Raw genomic sequence first — 19,497 nt, forward strand, 5'->3', positions numbered from 1 at the left:
TGCACAACCTCGCCCTCGCCGGATAGGCGAGCGGACCGCCACACGGCCAACCACGCCCGAGGCGACTCGTAGATCATTTACGGGACAAGCCTTAGCCCGTGAGTTGCGAGATCCCGGGCCGCGTCGATGACCGTGTCGACGTTGGGGAGGTCGCCCAGGTAGTACGTGGTGGCCACGAACCGTTTGAAGTCGAGTTCCGCACGGGGCGACCCCCATGCCCTGGTCACGAGTTCGTTGAAGGCGTGGTCGTGGCGATCCCCTGCGTGGCGGCGGTCACGAGCGATGCCGCCCTCCCTCCAGCAGCCCCAGCGCGGTGAGTTGGAGTGTGACCGTGCTGCGCATGGTCGGAATGAGGTAGATCTGCCCTCTCCCTTTGAGCAATTCGGCCGCCGCGACTGCTGACGGATACGCCGGGCTGTCCCGCTCCGCAAATTCGGCGATGCTCACGTAGTCGGTGGCGGGCGACTCGCTCTGCCAGCCACATCAAAAGGATCACGGCCGCATCGTTGGTCGCCGGGCCGACAGAGGGGCTGTCAGGCCTACTCCCGGCGGGTTCTGGAACGTGAAGCATGTCGACCTGGGGCTGGGCCGGGCGAGTTTCTCGCGCCGAGTGGCCGCGCTCGGCAGGGTGTGCTGTGACGGCCGCGCTGTACTCGGCGAGCGTGGAGACACCGTTGTACCGACGGATATCGCGGCTGAGATCTCGGTACCAGTTCCCTTGACTGTGTTCATCACGGCACTGACAGGCTAGGTGGTGAACTGGTAGGTCACCGGCCCCAGGTGCGGGCGCGGGGCGGCGTCATGGAGAATCCGGCCTCGTCTCGAAGACGATCCAGCCCCCACACGCCACCGCGAGGCTTACACCTTTGGCCACACCTCCATCTTCCACAACTCCACCGCTTGCTCGTCGCGTTCGAGTGCTATGCGGGCGGGTGCCTGCCAGGACCAGTCGTGCCGTTTCAGCAGCCGCCATACCGTCGCTACCGACAGGCTCAGGCGCAGCCGGCGGCGGCGGATCACCGTCTGGACCCTGACAAGAGTCCACCGTTCATCCTCGAAGCCGTGTGCTGACGGGCCCTTGCCGAGTTCCTCCTCGTGGTCGGGGACGCGCGAGCCGGGCCCCGACTGGGACGGCCTCGGTTCGTTCGTACTCACCGCGATGGCGACCCTCGACCAATTGGACCAAGAGCCGCCGAAGGGCGCCGTGCGTGTCCCCCTCCTCGACCTTCTCGACGACGAGGTGGACGTCACTCCGGGGCGCTACACCGCGGCGACGTCCGAACCCTGGCGTGAAGAACTCGTCGGCAGGTGGGACGAGTTCGGGTCGTTGTTGACCGATCTGGCCGATCATGCGCGGCGTCTGTCCGCACTCGACTTCGAAGCCGGGACGTCACAGACCACGACGACGGTGGGGGACCTCGTCAAAGCCGGGGCACTGACACTGCGCGCCGGCCAGCAGCCGCCGGAGTCTGCCGCGACGGGTCGCGGGGCCGCCGTTCCGCTCCTCACCATCGCCGACCTACTGCACGACGGCACTCCCAGCGGGGTGGTCCCCACCGGCTCGGCTCCGGCCATCGCCGAGGAGGGCGACGTCGTGGTCGCCGGGGTGGCTCGAGCCTTCAAGGCGTGGGTCCACGAAGGACCGCCTATGGCCCTGGGCCCTCAGCTCTCCATCGTGCGGGTGGATGGGAAGAAGCTGGAAGCCCACTTCCTCGCCGGCTGTCTGTGCGCGCCGGCCAACGGGCGCCAGGCAGGCACCCACGCCTCCAGTTCGTCCAGGGTCGACATCCGGCGTCTCCAGGTGCTCCAGCTTCCCCTGGAGAAGCAGACCGTGTACGCCGACACGTTCCGTCGTCTCCGGGCCTTCGAAGAGCTGCTCACCGCAGGTGACTGTTCGGGCAAGGGTTTGGTGAGCGGCATGAGGGATCGGCTTGCCGCAGGCGGGCTGACCAACTGACCTCCCCCGGACCGGCCGCCCTCGAACCGGGCAACCGGCGCCAGGCGCGCCCTGGCCGGCGCGTGACCACGGGGCCTACCGCGGACCCCGGGCCGGCCCGCCGGTCGACCCGTGTTCCTCGTCTTCGCGCCGGTCGAGGAGGACGACCGCCACGTCGTCCGCCAGGCGGCTCTGAGTGTGGCGGAGCAATGCCTCGCGCAGGCCGTCCAGGAACGCCTGCCGGGTGTGGTCGCGCATGGTCACCATGGCCTCGGGCAGGTCGAAGAAGGTGTTGTCCCGGTCGCGAGCCTCGATGACACCGTCGGTACACAACAGCAGCCGGTCCCCCGGTGCGAACGGATAACGGTCCGTGCGTCCGGGAGGGCCGTTGATGAATTCCTCGAGACCGAGCGGCGGCAGGGGGGCGGTGGGCAGCAAGGACCGGACCGCGCCGTTGCGCAGCAGCAGCGGCGGCGGATGGCCCCGGTTGATCACCTCGACGTGAGGGCTGTCGGGAATCTGAGCCACGAGCGCGGTGACGAATCCCTCGAGAAGGGCGTCGTTACCGTCGGCCGCGCCCGCGCCCCCGACGACGGCGTCCCGCCGCAGGGCCGCTCCGCAGTGGTTGATCACCTCCACAAGGTCGTCCTCGTAGTGCACGGCCTCCCGGAATGCGCCCAGCACGACCGCGGCGGCCCGTACGGCGGGCAGTCCCTTGCCCCGGACATCCCCGACGATCATCCGGACCCCGTACCGGGTCTGGACCACGTCGTACAGATCGCCGCCGATCTGCGCCCCCGTCTCTGCCGCCAGGTACATGCTGGCCGCCCGTACGGGGCCCAGCCGGTCCGGCACCGGCCGCAGCAGGACCTCTTGGGCGGCCTTGGCGATCCGGCGGACCTGGTTGAGCTCGTTCTCCTGGCGCGTGCGCGCGGCGCGGCTCGTCATGAAGCTCGCCGCCGAGACCAGGAACAGGGCGAGGAAGTTCGTGTAGACCTGCTGACCACCCCAGGCGTGGTTGTAGGTGGCGGTGGTCACACTGACGCCGACGGCCACTCCCGTCGCCGCGAGCGTGCCCCGGGGGCCCATCGTCACCGCCGCCAGAGCGGGTGTAGCGACCAGCAGGGGGCCGGTGTACACGACGTGCGCCGGCGTGAGCTCGACGAGGAGCACCAGCAGGGCGATCACGAAGGGCACGCACTCCGCTAGGGCGAAAAGGACCTGGTGGTGGCCGCCGGCTCCCGGTCCAGGGGGCGAGCGCAAAGGCGCTCTCATGAGTACAGACTGCCTCGCCCCCCCGCATGGCCGCCACTGCAGTGCACCGATCCCCGTGGGCGCCGGGATCGCTGCTGCCGGGCGCCCGTCGCTCCCCGCTGCCGATGACCCGCAGAGGTTAGAAAATGAAGTATGAGCGACCTTCTTGGACATGTCCGGCGTTGGCTGCTCGACTCGACCACGAGCTCTTCCCCTTCCCCCAGGAAGAGGGCGTCGCGGCGGCCGCAGCGCCTGTCCTCCCTGCTGAGCGTGCGCAGCGTGGCCGGCGAGGTGTTCCTCCTGCAGCTGGCCGTCGTGGTGCTTCTCGTCACCGCTGCGGTGGCGGCGCTCGTGGTGCAGGCCCGGAGCGCCGCCATGTCGGACGCCCGGAACCGTACGCTCGCCGCCGCCGGAACGTTCGCGGAATCTCCGGGCATCGCCGCGGCCCTGCGCAGCCCCCATCCGAGCGCGGTGTTGCAGCCGAGCGCCGAGGCGGCCCGGAAGATCGCCGGGGTCGATGGCATCAACGTATACTCACTCGACGGAGTCACCCTCACCCACAGCGACCCTCGACAGATCGGGAAGCGCGTCGTCGGCCCCTTCTCCAAGGCGGCGGCCGGCACGTCCTTCACCGAGACGTTCGAAGGGTCCCTGGGCCAGTCCGTGGTCTCGGTGGTCCCGGTCAAGGACTCCGACGGCCGCGTCATCGCCGTCGTCTCCTCCCCGGTCACGGTCCAGAACGTCCAGAGCATGGTGAACCGGCAGCTGCCGGTCGTCGCCGGCAGCGCAGCCGCGGTGCTCGCCCTGTCCGCCGGCGGAACCGCTCTGGTGAGCCGACGGCTGCTGCGCCGGACCCATGGCCTGGGACCGGCCGAGATGACGAGGATGTACGAGCACCACGACGCGGTGCTGCACGCCGTGCGAGAGGGCGTACTGATCGTCGGCGGCGGTGGGCGGTTGCTGCTGGCCAATGACGAGGCGCGGCGGTTGCTGGATCTGCCGGTGGACGCGGAAGGGCTCCCCGTCACGGACCTGGGTCTGGAGGAGGGGATCGCCGGTCCGATCGCATCGGGCCGTTCCGCGACCGACGAGCTGCACATGGCAGCCGATCGGCTGCTGGCGGTGAACATCCGGCCCACCGCCCCCTACGGGAAGGCCGGGACCGTCGTCACGCTGCGGGACACCACCGAGCTGCGGGCCCTCTCCGGCAGGGCCGAGGTGGCCCGCGAGCGGCTGAAGCTGCTCTACGACGCGGGGGTGCAGGTCGGAACGACGCTGAACGTGGAGCGCACCGCGGAGGAACTGGCAGAGGTGGCGGTCCCGCGGTTCGCCGACGTGGTCACGGTCGACCTGCTGGACCGGGTGTTGCGCGGCGAGGAGCCGCCCGAGGCGGTCACCGAGATGCGCCGCACCGCCGTCGTCGGCCTACAGGGCGACCATCCGCTCTCCCCCGTCGGCGAGCTGATCCGGTTCGCTCCCACCGGTCCGATGGCCGTCGGGCTGGCAGGCGGCCGTGCGGTCCTGGAGGCGGACCTGCGCACCACCCACCGCTGGCGGGCCCAGAACCAGGTCAACGCCCTGCAGATCCTGGAGCGCGGCATCCACTCCCTGATCGTCGTTCCCCTGCGGGCCCGGGGCGTGGTGCTGGGGATGGCGGGCTACTGGCGGGAGCAGGACTCCCCGCCGTTCGACGAGGAGGACGTGTCCTTCGCGGAGGAGCTGACCGCCCGGGCGGCTCTGTCCATCGACAATGCCCGCCGCTACACCCACGAGCACAACATGGCCGTCACCCTGCAGCGCAGCCTGCTGCCCCGGGGTGTACCGGAGCAGTCCGCCGTCGAGGTCGCGCACCGCTACCTGCCCGCCCGGGCCGGTGTGGGCGGTGACTGGTTCGATGTCATCGCGCTGCCCGGCGCCCGCGTGGCCCTGGTGGTCGGCGACGTCGTCGGCCACGGTCTCCACGCCGCCGCCACCATGGGCCGCCTGCGCACCGCCGTGTACAACTTCTCCACCCTCGACCTGCCCCCGGACGAACTACTGAGCCACCTGGACGAGCTGGTCACCCACATCGACACCGACCAGCAGGAGTGGCAGGGGATCACCGGGGCCACCTGCCTGTGCGCCATCTACGATCCCGTCTCCGGGCAGGTGACGGCCGCCACCGCCGGGCATCCTGGACCCGCTCTGGTCCGCCCCGACGGAACCGTGTCCTTCCCCGAGGTGCCCGTCTCCCCGCCGCTGGGCCTGGGCGCGGGTCTGCCGATGGAGACCGTGACGGTCACCCTCCCCGAAGGCTCTCGGCTGGCGCTCTTCACCGACGGGCTCATCGAGAGCCGCGACCGCGATCCGGACGCGGGCCTGGCAGCGCTGCGCGCCGCCCTGGCCGGGCCCGCCCGCACCCCGGAGGAAACCTGCACCGCGGTGATCGACACGATGCTGGACACCAAACCCGGCGACGACGTCGCGCTGCTGGTGGCCCGCACCCGCCTGCTGGACCCCTCGCGGATCGCCGAGTGGGACGTGCAACCCGAGCCCGCGGCGGTGTCCCCGGTGCGCAACGCGTGCGCCCGCCGACTGGCGGACTGGGGCCTGGAGGACATCGCCTTCACCACGGAACTCATCCTCAGCGAGCTGATCACCAATGCCATCCGCTACGGCACCGAGCCCATCCGGGTGAGGCTGCTGCACGACCGCAGCCTGATCTGCGAGGTCTCCGACGGGTCCAGCACCTCCCCGCACCTGCGCCGGGCCGAGGCCACCGACGAGGGCGGCCGCGGCCTGTTCCTCGTCGCGCAGTTCGCCGAGCGCTGGGGCACCCGCTACACCGCCCGCGGGAAGATCATCTGGAGCGAGCAGGTCCTCCACGACGGGGCCGCGCCGCCCGCGACGGACCTCGGGGAGGCCCTCCTGGCCGGGTGGGCCGACGAGGGGTTCTAAACGTGCGCGCCGGTACGGCAGCCGCAGGAAGACAGCGAACACCACGGTCTGGGACTGCGCGGGCGAGGCGGCCGAACGTACGCTGGCCTCGATCAGTACGCGACCGTTATGGAGCCTTTGTGCCCACACCCCGTCTCCGGACAGCCTCTGTCGCCGCCTGCCTGGCCCTCGTGGCGGCGCCCCTCGCCGCCTGCGGAGACAAGCCCACTGCCGCGCCCAGAGCGCCCGCGGTGGCCACCTCGGCCGCGGACGCCGGCGGCACGGCGGCACTGACCGCAGCGGCGAAGAAGGAGGGCTCGCTCAACACGATCGCGCTCCCGAGGGACTGGGCCAACTACGGCGCACTGATCGACGGCTTCGAGAAGAAGTACGGGATCACGGTCATGGTGGAGAACCCGGAAGGCACCAGCCAGGACGAGATCAACGCCCTCAACGAGCACAGAAGCGACGGCCGTGCCCCCGACGTGATCGACGTCGGGGGATCGTTCGCGCAGTCTGCGGCCCGGCAGGGCCTGCTCGCTCCGTACAAGGTCGCCGCGTTCGACCGGATCCCCGAGGAACAGAAGGACCCGAAGGCCCGCTGGTACAACAACTACGGCGGCTACATCTCGATCGGCTGCGACGCCAAGCGCGTCAAGACCTGCCCCGCGACCTTCGCCGATCTGCGCAAGCCCGAGTACAAGGGCCAGGTCGCGCTCAACGGCGACCCCACCAAATCCGGCTCCGCCTTCGCCGGAGTCTATGCGGCGGCCCTGGCGAACGGGGGTTCCTTCGACGACATCCAGCCCGGTCTCGACTTCTTCGCCGAGCTCAGCAGGAACGGCAACTACATCCCGGTCGAATCCTCACCGGCCACGATCACGAAGGGCCGGACCCCGATCAGCATCGACTGGGACTTCCTCAACCTCGGATACGCCGACGAATTCCGTGAGAAGGGCGCGGACGTCGACTGGCGGACCGCCATCCCCTTCGACGGCAGCTTCGCCGAGTACTACGCGAACGGGGTGAACAAGGACGCCCCGCACCCCGCGGCGGCACGTCTGTGGCAGGAGTACGTCTTCAGCCCGGAAGGCCAGAACCTCAGGCTCGGCGCCTATGCACGCCCCGTCCTCGTGGATGCCATGGAGAAGGACGGAACCCTCGACAAGACCGCCGCCGAGAAACTGCCGACGGTCGAGGGCACGCCGACGTTTCCGACGGAGGCGCAGACGGAGAAGGCCAGAGAGGCCGTCAACCGCGGCTGGGCCGAGGCCGTCTCGGGCTGAGGACCGAGAACGTCGTGTCCAAAGGACACCCTGGCGCCCCGTGCCCGTTTTGCCCGCCGGGTCCGGGGCGGGCGGCGGCTGGGCTGGGGTCCCGGACAGCGATGGGGTACGACGCCCACGGCCGCGCCCTGCCCCGCGCCCCCGGCCCGCGTCCGGGGGCGCGGAAAGCGGGGTTCGGTTCCGGTGGGGAACGCGGCAAGGTACCAGCCTTCCGGGTACTTGCCCGGATGTTTATCCAATGGTGATGGTCCGGCAGTGACGGCACCACATGGGGCACTAGCGTCCCGTGGCACCCCGGGAATGCGGGCGTGCACCGCACGGCACGTGCGGAACCTCCAGCCCCCGCACCCCTCCCGGCCCTGAGCAAGGAGGCACAGTGCTGTCATTCCGGCGGCGATCCGCCAGCGGCTTGTCGGTGGCCACGAGATACACGATCGGAAGCGGTGTCGTCATCGCCGCCCTCGCCGTCACGCTGATCGCGTTGCTGATCCCCGTGGAGAGCTTCGGCGGCCGCGCCTCCGCCTCGGCGGCGGGACCGGCCGGCGACGACGACGGCGCCGGGATCATGAGTACGGCGTACGGGCCGCTGACCCCGGCGGACCGCGACTTCATACGGAAGGTGCGCCTGGCCGGACTGTGGGAACTGCCTGCCGGCAAGCAGGCCCAGCAGCGCGGTACCCGCCCCTCCATCCGCACGGCGGGAGACCACCTGGTCGACGGCCACACGGAACTGGACCGGCAGGTCATCCAGGTCGGCCAGGCACTCGGCGTCGCGCTGCCCGACCAGCCTTCCGCGCAACAGCAGGACTGGCTCGCGCAGATGACGGCCGCCGGTCAAGGGGAGCAGTACGAGCGGCTGTTCGTCCAGCTCCTGCGCCGGGCGCACGGCAAGGTCTTCGCGCTCGTGGCCAGCATCCGGGCCCAGACCCGCAACTCCATGGTCCGCGCCCTCGCCACGTCCGCCAACGCCACCGTCCTGGACCACATCTCGGTGCTGGAGGCGAGCGGGCTCGTCGACTTCGACACCCTGTCCGACCAGCCCGCGCCCCCCTCCCCCAAGCCCGTCGCCCTCCTGGGCGCCCCCGCACTCCCCTCCGATGTCCGATCGACGAAGTGAAGTGATCACATGAGCCAAAAAGGCCACAAACGCCCCCGGATCTCGAACAAGCTCCTCGCCGTGGTCTCCGCTCTGGTACTGGGCGGTGGCGGAGTCGCCGTCGTCGCAGGCAACGCCTCCGCCGGCCAGGACGACAACCGCGGGGGCAAGTCCGTCGCCACCATCGACTGCCCCGACGTCGGCGACAAGCTCACCGCGGTCCCCGAGCAGGCGAAGGTGCAGGTGGGCGAGAACCTCGCCGAGCTCGACGCCCAGGTGGCCGACGCCTACAAGCGGCTCGCCGCGGGCCAGGCCAAGGGGGACGCCCTCCTCGGGGAGCTGCGCGACCAGCGCGGCAAGACCATCGAGAAGGTGGCCGGGGCGATCGGCGACAACGGCGCGCAGAAGCCCGAGGAACTGAAGGCGCTCAGCGGCTGCGAGATGAAGCAGGCCCCGGCCGACGCCAACCAGGCGGCCGACGCGAGCGCCGCCAAGAGCATCGGCCAGAAGGGCGGCCCGGCCCAGAGCGACTTCGTCAACATCAGCAAGGTACGGCCGAACGTGCGCACCCCCGCGGCCCAGTCCGGCGCCTCCAAAGGCTCCTTCAGCTCCAGTTGCGGGCGGAACGAGGAGAAGCACTTCAACCCGGACAACGTGATCGTCGCCCCCGGCGTCTCCAACGGCGCGCACCACATGCACGACTACGTGGGCAACAAGACCACCGACGCGTTCTCCACCAACAACAGCCTCGCCGCCTCCGGCACCACCTGCACCAACGGAGACCAGTCCACCTACTACTGGCCGGTCCTGCGGCTGCGCGACGGCAAGGCGGAGCGGGACGCCCAGGCTCCCGGCGGCGGCCAGGACGGCAACGTCGGCACGATCCTGCAGCCGAAGCAGGTGACGATGACCTTCAAGGGCAGCCCGGTCGGCCAGGTCAAGACCATGCCCCGGTTCCTGCGCGTCATCACGGGTGACGCCAAGGCCTTCACCAACGGCACCGCCAACGCCAACGCCTCGTGGAGCTGCACCGGCTTCGAGAACCGCCAGCTGAAGGACAAGTACCCGATCTGCCCCAAGGGCAGCGACGTGGTCCGCACCTTCACCTTCCAGAGCTGCTGGGACGGCAAGAACGCCGACAGCGCCAACCACCGGACCCACGTGGCCTTCCCGGACAAGGCCGGACGCTGCCCGAACGGGTTCACCGCCATCCCGCAGCTGGTGCAGCGGATCACGTACGGCGTCGCACCGGGTGCCCGGTTCGCGGTCGACAGCTTCCCCGAGCAGCTCCACAAGCCGGTGACCGACCACGGCGACTTCATCAACGTGATGTCGAACGGGCTGATGAACAAGGCGGTGAACTGCATCAACGGCGGTCGCGTCTGCCGCTGACACCCCGCACCGCGCACCGCGCGGTCCCCTGCTCCCGGGCCGGTCGCCCCCCTCCCCCCACGATCGCGCCCGGTCCGGGATGGGTGTCGGTCCGGAGCCGGCTCCGGGCCTGCACCGCCCCCGCGGCCCCCGGTCCCGCCGGGTCCCGACCTCCGAGGAGTGGCATGTCAGGCTCTCGTGACAGCGCGGCCGGCCCGCGGACCCCGGGCGGGGCCGCGCCCCCGCCCTCCGACGCGGAACTGACGCTGCTGCTGCGCCGCGGGTACGGCGCGGGCGAGGCGGACCCGGCGGTCTGCGCCCTGCTCTACCGGCGCCACCGGCGGGCCGCCCTGGCGTACGCCCGTACCTGCTGCCGGTCTCCGCAGGACGCGGAGGACCTGGTGTCGGAGGCCTTCCTGCGGACCTTCCAGGCGGTCCGGGCGGGCGCGGGACCGCGGGGTCCGTGGCGCTCGTACCTGCTGTCCGTCGTCCGGCACACGGCCATCCAGTGGCGGGACGGCGCCGGCCGGACCCTGCTGACCTCCGATTTCGACACCTGGCGCCAGCCGGGCCCGGTCGGCGGCGACCCGCAACAGCAGTGGGTGGCGGGCGAGGACCGCCGGCTCGTCGCCCGCTCGTTCGCCGGGCTGCCGGAGCGATGGCGGACCGTACTGTGGCACACGCTCGTCGAGGGGGTCTCCCCGCACCAGGTCGCCGCGCTGCTGGGCATCACGCCCAGCGCGGTGACCTCTTTGGCGTTCCGGGCCCGGGAGGGACTGCGGGAGGCGTACCTGCGCGCCCACGTGGAAGCCGCCGCCGACGGCCGGTGCCGCCACTACGCCGGCCGGCTCGGCCCCGCCGTCCGCCGGGGCGGTGCGCACCTGTCCCGCGAGCTCGCCCGCCACCTGTCCGGGTGCGGCGGCTGCGCCCGGGCCTACACGGAACTCCTGGACCTCAACGCGACGATGCGCGGGGCGGTGTCCGCCCCCCTCGCCGCACGCTAGGAGCCGTCGGGCGCTCGCCCCGGCTCCGAAGCGGCCGTCCCCCGTACGAAGGGCCCCGGCCCGGACCCCGCTGAGACGGGTCCGGGCCGGGGCCCTTCCTTTCGTACGGGCGCGGCCGCGCCGCGGGTCAGAGGCCGTTGACGCGGGCCATCCTCCCGACGGCCAGGGCCGGGAAGTCGGCGGTGACCACACGGGCCGCCCGGCGGCCCACCCGCGAGTGCTGGCGCCGCACCTGGGCCATCAGCCGGCGGCTGCGCAGCGCCATCTCCAGCTCGAAGCGGGTGCGCGGGTCCCGCAGGCCGGTACCGAAGAGCTTCTCCAGCTGGCGCATGCGGTAGCGCACGGTCTGCGGGTGCACGCTCAGCGCCTTCGCCGCCTCGGGGGCGCCGCCCCCCTCCAGCCAGGCGAGCAGCGTCACCTCCAGCCGCTCGCTCTGGCGCGGGGTGAGGTCCGCGAGCGGCCGCAGCCAGCGGGCGGCGAGGGCGTGGGCCAGCGGCTCGTCCTGGAGGAGGAGCAGGGTGGAGAGGTGGTCGTCGACGAAGACGGGCCGCGCGTCCAGCCCTCCTCGGTTGGGGGTCAGGGCGAGCAGACGCACCGCCCAGCGCAGCGAGGACGCCGTGTCGCGCAACGGTACGGCGTGGCCGACCGCGGCGAAGCGGCCGCGCAGGGGCAGTTCCAGCGGGGCCCTGGTATCGGTGTCGGCGCTGGGGACGAGCAGGCAGGGGCGGCCCGCGAACATGCCGGCGAGCGTGTCGTCCAGTACGGCCGCGAGCTGCTGGGCGTCGCCGGGAGCGGCGAGCGCCACGGCGCGCACGGCGGGCGGGAGGGGCCAGCCGGCCGCCTCGGCGAGCTCGCCCAGGGAACTCTCGGACGCCTGCCGGTCGTCGGTGAGGGCCTTGAAGAGTTCCTGGCGCGCCCCGTCGGGCACGGTGGCCGGCTCCGGCCGGTCGCCGCGCGGGTCTCCGTGGCCGCTGCCGGCTCCGTGCCCGCCGGGTCCGTGCCCGCCGCCGGGTCCGTCCTCGCGGCTGTGTTCCCGGGAACGGTCACGGGTGTCTGCGCGGGTGTGTTCCAGAACGGTCTGCCGACCGTCGTGTCGATCCTCCTTCTTGTCCTTGTCCTTGTCCTTGTCCTTGTCCTTCTCCTTGTCCCTGTCCCTGTCCTTCACGTCCGCGATCCGCGGTCGTACCTGCGACGGCACCTTGGACAGGCGCGGCACTGCGGGCCGCGCCGGCGGGTGGGTCGGGGAAGGGGACTGGGCATGTGTCTGGGGCTGGGCGTCGCGATAGCCGAGGGCGTTCAGCAGCGCCTCCTCCACGCACTGTCTGAGCAGTTCGTCGTCGAGGGCATCGTTGTCATAGACCAGAGTGGAAAGTCCCGGAATTCCATGCAGAAGCTCCTCCACTATCTCGGCGGCCAGCGTGGGAAGTTCCCTGCGCAGGACGCGGGTCCACTCGCCTCTTGGGCGGGACCAGATGCGGTTCAGAAGTTCGCACATCGTTTTCCTCGTTCGTGCCGGGGTGAGGCCTGCCCGGAGTGCGGCAAGCCCGCCGAGGTTGACTCCTTGTCAACAGTGGCGTCTGACATGGAGACTTGAGGCCCTCGTACTCCCTCCTAGAGGGGTCCGGCCATCTGCGGTCCCGCGACTTTGCCGTGTCTTTACCGACGAGTACGCGTAGATGGCGGGCGGTGCGGGGGCCTGTCACAACCTCCGCTGGAGGGGAATCTTCCGGTGTTGTTCGATGCCCCGGAGACGCGGTGCGAGAAATTATCACGTTTCGATAAATCCCGTGGTGCCGCCTGACCGCTCCACGATGCTTCTGCACTCCGGCCCCTAGCTCCTCGGCCGGCGCAGGAGTTCACAGCGCTGCCGGGCACTACCGACCACGACCCCCGGGTGCCGAGCGCCGGTGGAGTGCTCGGATCCCAGGCGCACAGGAGATCTGGATGCCCCTGTCCCAGCCCCACATGCCACGCTCGCACAGAGCCCGCTCCCGGAGCCGCCACGCTGCGGCGACGGCTCCGGCCGCCGGCAGGCGGGCCGTTCGGCGACCCTCCCTCTTGCCCGCGTCCGGACGGCTGCGGCCCGGTGTGGCCGCCGCCGCCGGCGCGGCCGTCGTCACCCTCGTCATCGCCGCCCGCGCGGGCGCGCTGACCCAGCTGTGGGACTTCCTCGACTTCGGAGCGGGCGTCCTCTCGCTCGTCTCGCTCACCTCCACCGTCCTGTGGGGACTGGTGGCCACCGACCGCACCCTGCTCGGCTCGGGCCACCGGCTGATCGCCCAGGGCGTGCACCGGGGCCTGGCCGTGTCCGGACTGGGCTTCCTGGCCCTGCACATCTGGGTCAAGGTCGCAAAGTCACAGACCACCGCCACGGCGGCGGCCCTCCCCTTCACCGACGTGGACCAACCGGTGCTCATCGGCCTCGGCACCCTGGCCGGCTACCTGTTCGTGTCCGTGGCGGTGTCCGGCGCGCTGCGCAGCGTGTTCGCCACCAAGACCCGCTCGCTGTGGTGGCGGGTCCTGCACTTCGGGGCCTACCCGGCCTGGGGCGCCTCCCTGGTCCACGGGCTGAAGTCCGGCCGCTCGGCCAGCGGCTGGGTGACGGTGGCCTACGCCCTGTGCCTGATCGGCGTCGCCACCCTCGTCGCACTGCGCATCAAGGCCCGCATGGACGGCACGGGTTCCCGGCCGCCGGCGCAGCCGGGCATCGCGCCCACGCGGCTGAGGCAGGCCTCCTTCGCACGGACCCGTCCGGAGCGCGGTGCCGACGGGCCGACCCCGCAGCCCGCCCCGCCGCCGCCCCGGCCCGAGAACCCGCCGTTCGTCGCCACGAACACGGCGTACGTCGCGACGAACTCCCCGTACGTCGCCACGAACCCGCCGTACGTCGCCACCGTCTACATCCCGAACCAGGCCTCCGGAGCGCAGGACGTTCCGGCCGAGCGCCTCGCCGCCCGCGAGCGGTGGCTGTGAGCGGCGGTCCGCGCCCCAGCCTCGGCTGTGTGGGCGCTCCCCGGCTGCTGGCCGGACTCGACCAGGTGCCGCGGCTCGACCGGGTCGCGCACCTGACGACCCACGGTTCGCTCCCCCTCTACCGCCCGGACGAGCTCGTCGAACTCGCCGACAACATCGACCTGCGGGGGCGCGGCGGGGCGGCCTTCCCCTTCCACCGGAAGCTGCGCGCCGTGATGCGCTCGGCCCGGGGCCGCGACGGCCGGACCGCGGTCGTCGTCAACGGGAGCGAGGGGGAGCCGAGTTGCCTCAAGGACAAGGCCCTGCTGCTGCACGCCCCGCACCTGGTCATCGACGGAGCCCTGCTGGCGGCAGCGGCGCTCGACGCCGAGGACGTCGTGGTCGCCGTCACCCGGGACGACGTGGAGCAGTCGGTGCGGGAGGCCATCGCGGAGCGCGGCCCGTCCGGCCGCCGAGTGCGCGTGGGACGGCTTCCCGAACGCTTCGTCACGGGCGAGGGCACCGCGATGATCAGCGGGTTGAACGGCGGTCCGACCCTCCCCTCCGGGCAGAAGGTACGGACCAGTGAGAGGGGACTGGGCGGCGTGCCCACCCTGCTGTCGAACACCGAGACCTTCGCCCAGCTGGCCCTCGCCGCACGGATCGGCGCGCTGGACTTCCGGACGGTCGGGCTCCCGTCGGAGCCCGGCACCATCATGCTGACGGTCGCGGGCGCCACGGTCGTCGAAGTACCTGCCGGGACCTCGATGGCGTACGTCCTGGAGCTGTGCGGCACCGCGCCCGGCCAGGGCGTGCTCGTCGGCGGCTACCACGGCAAGTGGCTGGACCCCGGATCCGCCCGCACCGCCGAGATCTCCCGGGAGTCCTTGGAGTCCCTCGGCGCGAGACTGGGCGCGGGAGCGGTGCTCCCGCTGCCCGAGGACACCTGCCCGATGGGCGAGGTGGCGCGGGTCACCCGCTGGATGGCGAACGAGACGGCGGGCCAGTGCGGCCCCTGCGTACGGGGCCTGCCCGCGCTGGCCGACGTACTGGACGAGGCCCTGCGGGGAGGCGGCAGGGCGGCGCTGGAGATGCTGGAGACCCGGATGGCGGGCGTCATGAAGCGCGGTGCGTGCAGCCATCCCGACGGCACGTCGCGCTTCGTCGCCTCGGCCCTCTCCGCGTTCCCCGACGAGTTCCGCGACCACGCACTCGGCAGCGGGTGCGGGAGGCGGGTCCTGGGGGCGCTGCCGCTGCCCGAGGACGAGAGTCCCGAACGGCTCGTCGTGGACTGGACGCTGTGCAAGGGGCACGGGCTGTGCGTGGACATCCTCCCCGACGTGGTGCGGCTCGACGCGGACGGCTATCCCGCCGAGGCGTCCATGGCCGTACCGGGCCCGCTGCGGACGAAGGCGCTGCGCGCCGTGCGGCGCTGCCCGGCGCTCGCCCTGCGCATCCTGGAATGACGCCGTGAACGGCCGCGGACGGCTTGCGAGTTCAATGTTGGCGCGATCTGACAAATTCCCTGGGATATGAACTCCCGCCGACTCGGGCCCCGTATCAATGAGCGAAGGCACGAGAACACGGAACCGAATTGAAGGAGAGATCGTGAACACAAGGCGTCGTGGAGTAATCGCCGGATCGGCGGTAGCGGTACTGCTGCTGACCGCAGGGTGCGGGGCCGCCGACACGTCCTCCGGAAATGCGAGTGCAGTACAGCCGGCGGGCTCCGGTAAACAGCTCGGATCGGCCAACGATTCGAACGGCGGTTACGGGGCCGAGCTGGAGGCGGGAGCTGGCGCTGGCGCTGGCGCCGGTTACGGCAGCGTCACCCCCGACGCGGCCGGTGCGGCCGCCAAGGCCGGTCCGGCCGGGGAGCTCAAGCTGCGGGACGTCCCCGGGCTCGGCTCCGCGGTGACCGACGGTGAGGGCTTGACGCTCTACCGCTTCGACAAGGACACGCCGAAGCCGCCCAAGTCGAACTGCGAGGGCGACTGCGCCAAGGTCTGGCCCGCGGTGGCGGCGGACGACGCCAAGGCCGGAGCGGGCATCGACGCGGGCCTGCTCGGCTCGGTCGCCCGCGCCGACGGCACCCGGCAGCTGACGCTCGCGGGGTGGCCCGTGTACCGCTACGCGAAGGACACCAAGCCCGGGGACACGCTCGGTGAGGGCGTCGGCGGCACCTGGCACGTCCTGGGGGCCGACGGGAAGCCGGCCGCGGCGGGCGGAAAGGGGGAGGGCCAGGGATCGGGCACCGGCGCGGCCCCCGCCCCCGCCCCGGCACCGGAGGCGTCCGAGGAGAAGCAGAAGGAAGCGGCGATCGAGCTCTCCGCCCGCGCCAATGCCGTATTGGGCACCATCGTCGCCGACGCGGAGGGGCGGACGCTCTACCGGTTCGACAAGGACAGCGCATGGCCGATGAAAATCGGCTGCGTCGGCGCCTGCCTGGACACCTGGAAGCCCGCCAAGCCGGTCGACAAGACGAAGGTCAAGGGAATTGCCGCCGAATTGATCGGGACGGTGAAAAGGCCCGACGGGAGCGAGCAGTTGACGATCGACTGCTGGCCCGTCTACTCGTTCACCGGAGACAAGGAAGCCGGTGACATCACCGGGCACAACAAGCAGGGCCTCTGGTTCGCCGTGACCGAGAAGGGCAAGAAGGCCAAGGCCGTGAGCTAGACCGGCCCGCGCTGATCCCGAAGCATCCCCGAGCGGTCTGGGCCGGTTGGACGACAGCACCCAGGCCGTCGCTCGCGGGCCGGGCCCGACCCGAAAGGGCGGTCCGGACGATCCCGCACCCCTTACTCGCGGTGTCCCGGGCGACCTCCCCGCGCCCGGGGCACCGCGGCCGTCCTTCCGACCAGCCGATGAGGTACCCATGCCGAGGACCGACCCGCAGCGCGACGACATCCGACCGTGCAGGATCCGCAGGATCCGCCGGATCCGGCGGCCGCGGCACGCACTCGCGGCGCTCGCCGCGGTCTGCGCCACGCTGCTGAGCGCCGGCTGCTCCGGGGCCTCGGCCGCGCACCCCGGGGCCGGGCACGGTTCGGCCCACCCGGCGGCGAAGACCGGGCCCGCGTCCGGCGCGCCCTCCCCCGGGACCCCCTCCACCACGATCGAGGAGATCGCCGCCGCCATCGGATGCGCGGCCGAAGTCAGCGTGCAGGCCGAGGAGTTGCGCCAAGGCGGTTGCGAGAGCACGCAGGGCCCCTTCCGCATCGCCACCTTCGCCGCCGAACAGGGCCTGCGCTCCTGGCTGACCGAGGCGCAGGCGTACGGCGGCCTCTACCTGGTCGGCGACCGGTGGGTGGTCACCGCACAGTCGGCGGAAGCCCTGGGCGGCCTGCGCGGCCGGATCGGCGGTTCCCTGGAGAACGGCGCCGACCACACGGACCACTGACGGACCACGGCGCCGGTGTGGCTCGCCCGGACCCGTACCGGCTCGTCACGACGCCGGCGCGAAGCCTCCCCCGCACGGCGGTCCCGCACAACGAACACGGCGTGTCGGCCAGTTGTCCGGATTTCAGCTCATTCATGAGGCGCACAGGGACCGACCCTTCGGGATGATTCGGCCCCGCTGATGCATGCAACAAGGTGGACGGGTACGCGAATTCATCGAATTCCCGACCCTGAGGAACCGCCCGTGCGTCTGAAACGCCTCGCACCACTGCTCACCACCGCCGGTCTCATCGCGACCGCGCTTCCCCTGCTGGGCGCGACACAGGCCTCCGCCGCCCCGGAGGCGGCGTACCTGAAGCAGAAGCCCGCCTGGCACCGCTGCGCGCAGGACCAGCCGGCCTCGCTCGAGTGCGCCACTCTGAAGGTCCCGCTCGACTACCGGCGTCCCGAGGGCCGCACGATCGACCTCGCGATATCCCGGCTGAAGACCGGGAACCCCGCCAAGCGGCACGGCGTCATGCTGCTCAACCCCGGCGGGCCGGGCGGCAGCGGGCTCCACGACCCGGTGGTGATGAACGAGCTGATGCCGAAGGACGTGCGGGACCGGTACGACCTCATCGGCTTCGACCCGCGCGGCGTCGGCCGGAGCAGCCCGATCACCTGCGGACTGACCCCGGCCGAGGAGGCCATCGACCGGCCGTACCGGCCCGAGACGTACGCGGCGGACGTGGCCTGGGCCCGTACCGTCGCGGAGAAGTGCCGCGAGAAGTCCGGCGACGTGATCCCGTACATCACCACCCGCAACACGGCGCGCGACATGGACACGATCCGCGCGGTGCTCGGCGAGCGGAAGATCTCGTACGTGGGCTACTCGTACGGGACCTACCTCGGCGCGGTGTACTCGCAGATGTTCCCGCAGCGGACCGACCGCTTCGTCCTGGACAGCGGTGTGGACCCGCAGCGCATCTGGCGCGGCATGATCCAGGTGTGGGCGACCGAGGCAGAGCCCGCGTACGAGCGGTGGACCCGGTGGGCGGCCGAGCGCTCGGACCAGTACGGGCTCGGCACGACGCCCGGGGCGGTGTCGGAGACGTTCTGGGCTCTGGTGGCGCGCGCGGACCGGGAGCCGATCGACTACTTCGGCACGAAGCTCACGGGCGTCGACATCCGGGCGGCGCGGGCCGTCTTCTTCTACCCGGCGCAGGCCTCGGCCATCGTCAAGCAGCTCAAGGCCGCGGCCGAGGGGACCCTCCCGCCCGGCGGCCAGGCCGCGCCGGACCTGAGGAAGCTGATCGCCGGCGGCCGGGCCGCCGACCCGCAGCCGGTCGCGGACAACGGCACGGCCGTCCTGTGGTCGGTTCTGTGCGGGGACACGGGCGCCTGGCCCCGCTACACCGAGCAGTACGCGCGGGACGCGGCGAAGGACAAGGCGAAGTACCCGCTGTACGGGGACATGGCGTCCAACATCAAGCCGTGCGCCTTCTGGGACCGGCCGGTCGAGTCGGCCACGCCGATGAACAAGCGGGCGAACGTCCTGACGGTGCAGAACGAGTGGGACTCGCAGACCCCGCTCTCCAGCGGCCAGGGCCTGCACCGCGCGCTCAAGGGCTCGCGGATGGTGCTGGCGGCCGGCGGTGAGGGCCACGCCGTGTACCTCATCGACCCCGCCTCCTGCGTCAACCCGGTGGTCAACGGCTACCTGTCCACCGGTCGGCTGCCCGCCGAGGACGTGACCTGCCAGAGCCCGCCGGCCGACCCCGGGCAGCGGCTCTCCCGGAACCCGTCGAAGCAGGTGCCGTTCCCGGCCGGGCCCGAACGGTTCCTGACCCGCTGACCGGTCGGCACACCGCGGAGCACCGCGGACCGGGCACCGTCCGCGCCGTCGCGGGCGGTGCTTCGGTCGGCGCCACCGCGGGCGGTGCCCGGTCCGCGCCGTCACCGGGCGGGCGGGGACCGGCGCACTGGCATGCGCCCCATGCCGGACGCTTTGCCCCGCCCCGTGCCGTTCACCCCGCAGACCGCGCCCGCGGCGCTGGAGGACCTCCGGGCGCGGCTGCGCGCGACGCGATGGCCGGACTCGCTCCGGGAGGCCGGCTGGTCGCTCGGGACCGACCTCGCGTATCTCCGCGAGGTCGTAGCGTACTGAGCGGACGGGTTCGACTACCGCACGGCGAACGTCGTGCGCGTCACCGGGCCGGTGCGCGGCGGCCACTTCGCCCCGTTCGAGGGACCCGAGCTGTACGCGGAGGAACTGCGCGCGTTCTTCCGCCCCTACCGGTC

Annotated in this window: 17 protein-coding genes; 12 read left to right on the forward strand and 5 right to left on the reverse strand. The window is 71.8% G+C overall.

Annotation, left to right across the window (positions count from 1 at the left end; all coding sequences use genetic code 11):
- Nucleotides 1-77 precede the first annotated feature (77 nt).
- From ACFWTC_RS26110 to ACFWTC_RS26120, 3 genes are all read right to left on the reverse strand, one after another.
- The gene (locus ACFWTC_RS26110) at nt 78-227 is read right to left on the reverse strand and encodes a hypothetical protein (protein WP_384028706.1); all 150 of its coding nucleotides are present in this window, start codon (nt 225-227) and stop codon (nt 78-80) included.
- A gap of 46 nt (nt 228-273) precedes the next feature.
- The gene (locus ACFWTC_RS26115; RefSeq protein ID WP_383931336.1) at nt 274-447 is read right to left on the reverse strand and encodes a hypothetical protein; all 174 of its coding nucleotides are present in this window, start codon (nt 445-447) and stop codon (nt 274-276) included.
- A 411-nt stretch (nt 448-858) separates the two neighbouring features.
- A complete protein-coding gene (locus ACFWTC_RS26120) occupies nt 859-1,155 on the reverse strand; it encodes a winged helix-turn-helix domain-containing protein (RefSeq protein ID WP_384028708.1) in 297 nt (98 codons plus the stop codon).
- Nucleotides 1,156-1,159: 4 nt separating this feature from the next.
- Between ACFWTC_RS26120 and ACFWTC_RS26125 the strand changes: the two genes are divergently transcribed.
- Complete coding sequence (locus ACFWTC_RS26125; protein WP_383931342.1) at nt 1,160-1,957, forward strand: hypothetical protein; 798 nt, start codon at nt 1,160-1,162, stop codon at nt 1,955-1,957.
- A 75-nt stretch (nt 1,958-2,032) separates the two neighbouring features.
- Here ACFWTC_RS26125 and ACFWTC_RS26130 read toward each other — a convergent pair whose 3' ends face one another.
- The gene (locus ACFWTC_RS26130; RefSeq protein ID WP_383931345.1) at nt 2,033-3,133 is read right to left on the reverse strand and encodes a PP2C family protein-serine/threonine phosphatase; all 1,101 of its coding nucleotides are present in this window, start codon (nt 3,131-3,133) and stop codon (nt 2,033-2,035) included.
- Nucleotides 3,134-3,343: 210 nt separating this feature from the next.
- Here ACFWTC_RS26130 and ACFWTC_RS26135 point away from each other — a divergent pair, with 210 nt between their 5' ends.
- From ACFWTC_RS26135 to ACFWTC_RS26155, 5 genes are all read left to right on the forward strand, one after another.
- Nucleotides 3,344-6,127, forward strand: a complete 2,784-nt coding sequence (locus ACFWTC_RS26135) for a SpoIIE family protein phosphatase (protein ID WP_383931348.1) — start codon at nt 3,344-3,346, stop codon at nt 6,125-6,127.
- Nucleotides 6,128-6,246: 119 nt separating this feature from the next.
- Nucleotides 6,247-7,392 carry an ABC transporter substrate-binding protein gene (locus ACFWTC_RS26140; protein WP_384028710.1) on the forward strand — a complete coding sequence of 382 codons (1,146 nt, stop codon included), beginning with the start codon at nt 6,247-6,249 and terminating at the stop codon, nt 7,390-7,392.
- A gap of 415 nt (nt 7,393-7,807) precedes the next feature.
- The gene (locus ACFWTC_RS26145; protein ID WP_383931354.1) at nt 7,808-8,509 is read left to right on the forward strand and encodes a DUF4142 domain-containing protein; all 702 of its coding nucleotides are present in this window, start codon (nt 7,808-7,810) and stop codon (nt 8,507-8,509) included.
- A gap of 9 nt (nt 8,510-8,518) precedes the next feature.
- Nucleotides 8,519-9,880: a DUF1996 domain-containing protein gene (locus tag ACFWTC_RS26150; protein ID WP_383931357.1), complete on the forward strand. Its 1,362-nt coding sequence runs from the start codon at nt 8,519-8,521 to the stop codon at nt 9,878-9,880.
- Between the two features lie 164 nt (nt 9,881-10,044).
- Nucleotides 10,045-10,863 carry an RNA polymerase sigma factor gene (locus ACFWTC_RS26155; RefSeq protein WP_383931360.1) on the forward strand — a complete coding sequence of 273 codons (819 nt, stop codon included), beginning with the start codon at nt 10,045-10,047 and terminating at the stop codon, nt 10,861-10,863.
- Between the two features lie 127 nt (nt 10,864-10,990).
- On the opposite strand, the gene ACFWTC_RS26160 is transcribed toward ACFWTC_RS26155, so the two are convergent.
- Nucleotides 10,991-12,358 carry a PucR family transcriptional regulator gene (locus ACFWTC_RS26160; RefSeq protein WP_384074667.1) on the reverse strand — a complete coding sequence of 456 codons (1,368 nt, stop codon included), beginning with the start codon at nt 12,356-12,358 and terminating at the stop codon, nt 10,991-10,993.
- A 563-nt stretch (nt 12,359-12,921) separates the two neighbouring features.
- On the opposite strand from ACFWTC_RS26160, the gene ACFWTC_RS26165 reads away from it, so the two are divergent.
- The 6 genes from ACFWTC_RS26165 to ACFWTC_RS26190 all read left to right on the forward strand — a co-directional run bounded on the left by ACFWTC_RS26165 (nt 12,922) and on the right by ACFWTC_RS26190 (nt 19,363).
- The gene (locus ACFWTC_RS26165) at nt 12,922-13,836 is read left to right on the forward strand and encodes a hypothetical protein (RefSeq protein WP_384028713.1); all 915 of its coding nucleotides are present in this window, start codon (nt 12,922-12,924) and stop codon (nt 13,834-13,836) included.
- Nucleotides 13,837-13,865: 29 nt separating this feature from the next.
- Entirely contained in the window at nt 13,866-15,281 is a 1,416-nt protein-coding gene (locus tag ACFWTC_RS26170) for an NADH-ubiquinone oxidoreductase-F iron-sulfur binding region domain-containing protein (RefSeq protein WP_383931369.1), read from the forward strand.
- Between the two features lie 142 nt (nt 15,282-15,423).
- A complete protein-coding gene (locus tag ACFWTC_RS26175; protein ID WP_384028715.1) occupies nt 15,424-16,494 on the forward strand; it encodes an SCO0930 family lipoprotein in 1,071 nt (356 codons plus the stop codon).
- Between the two features lie 199 nt (nt 16,495-16,693).
- On the forward strand, nt 16,694-17,218 hold the full coding sequence (locus ACFWTC_RS26180) for a hypothetical protein (protein WP_383931375.1): 525 nt from the start codon (nt 16,694-16,696) through the stop codon (nt 17,216-17,218).
- A 243-nt stretch (nt 17,219-17,461) separates the two neighbouring features.
- On the forward strand, nt 17,462-19,051 hold the full coding sequence (locus tag ACFWTC_RS26185; RefSeq protein WP_383931378.1) for an alpha/beta fold hydrolase: 1,590 nt from the start codon (nt 17,462-17,464) through the stop codon (nt 19,049-19,051).
- Between the two features lie 141 nt (nt 19,052-19,192).
- Nucleotides 19,193-19,363 carry an epoxide hydrolase N-terminal domain-containing protein gene (locus tag ACFWTC_RS26190; RefSeq protein WP_383931381.1) on the forward strand — a complete coding sequence of 57 codons (171 nt, stop codon included), beginning with the start codon at nt 19,193-19,195 and terminating at the stop codon, nt 19,361-19,363.
- The last annotated feature ends 134 nt before the right edge of the window (nt 19,364-19,497 follow it).

This window comes from Streptomyces sp. NPDC058619, from assembly GCF_042717785.1.
Lineage (GTDB): Bacteria > Actinomycetota > Actinomycetes > Streptomycetales > Streptomycetaceae > Streptomyces.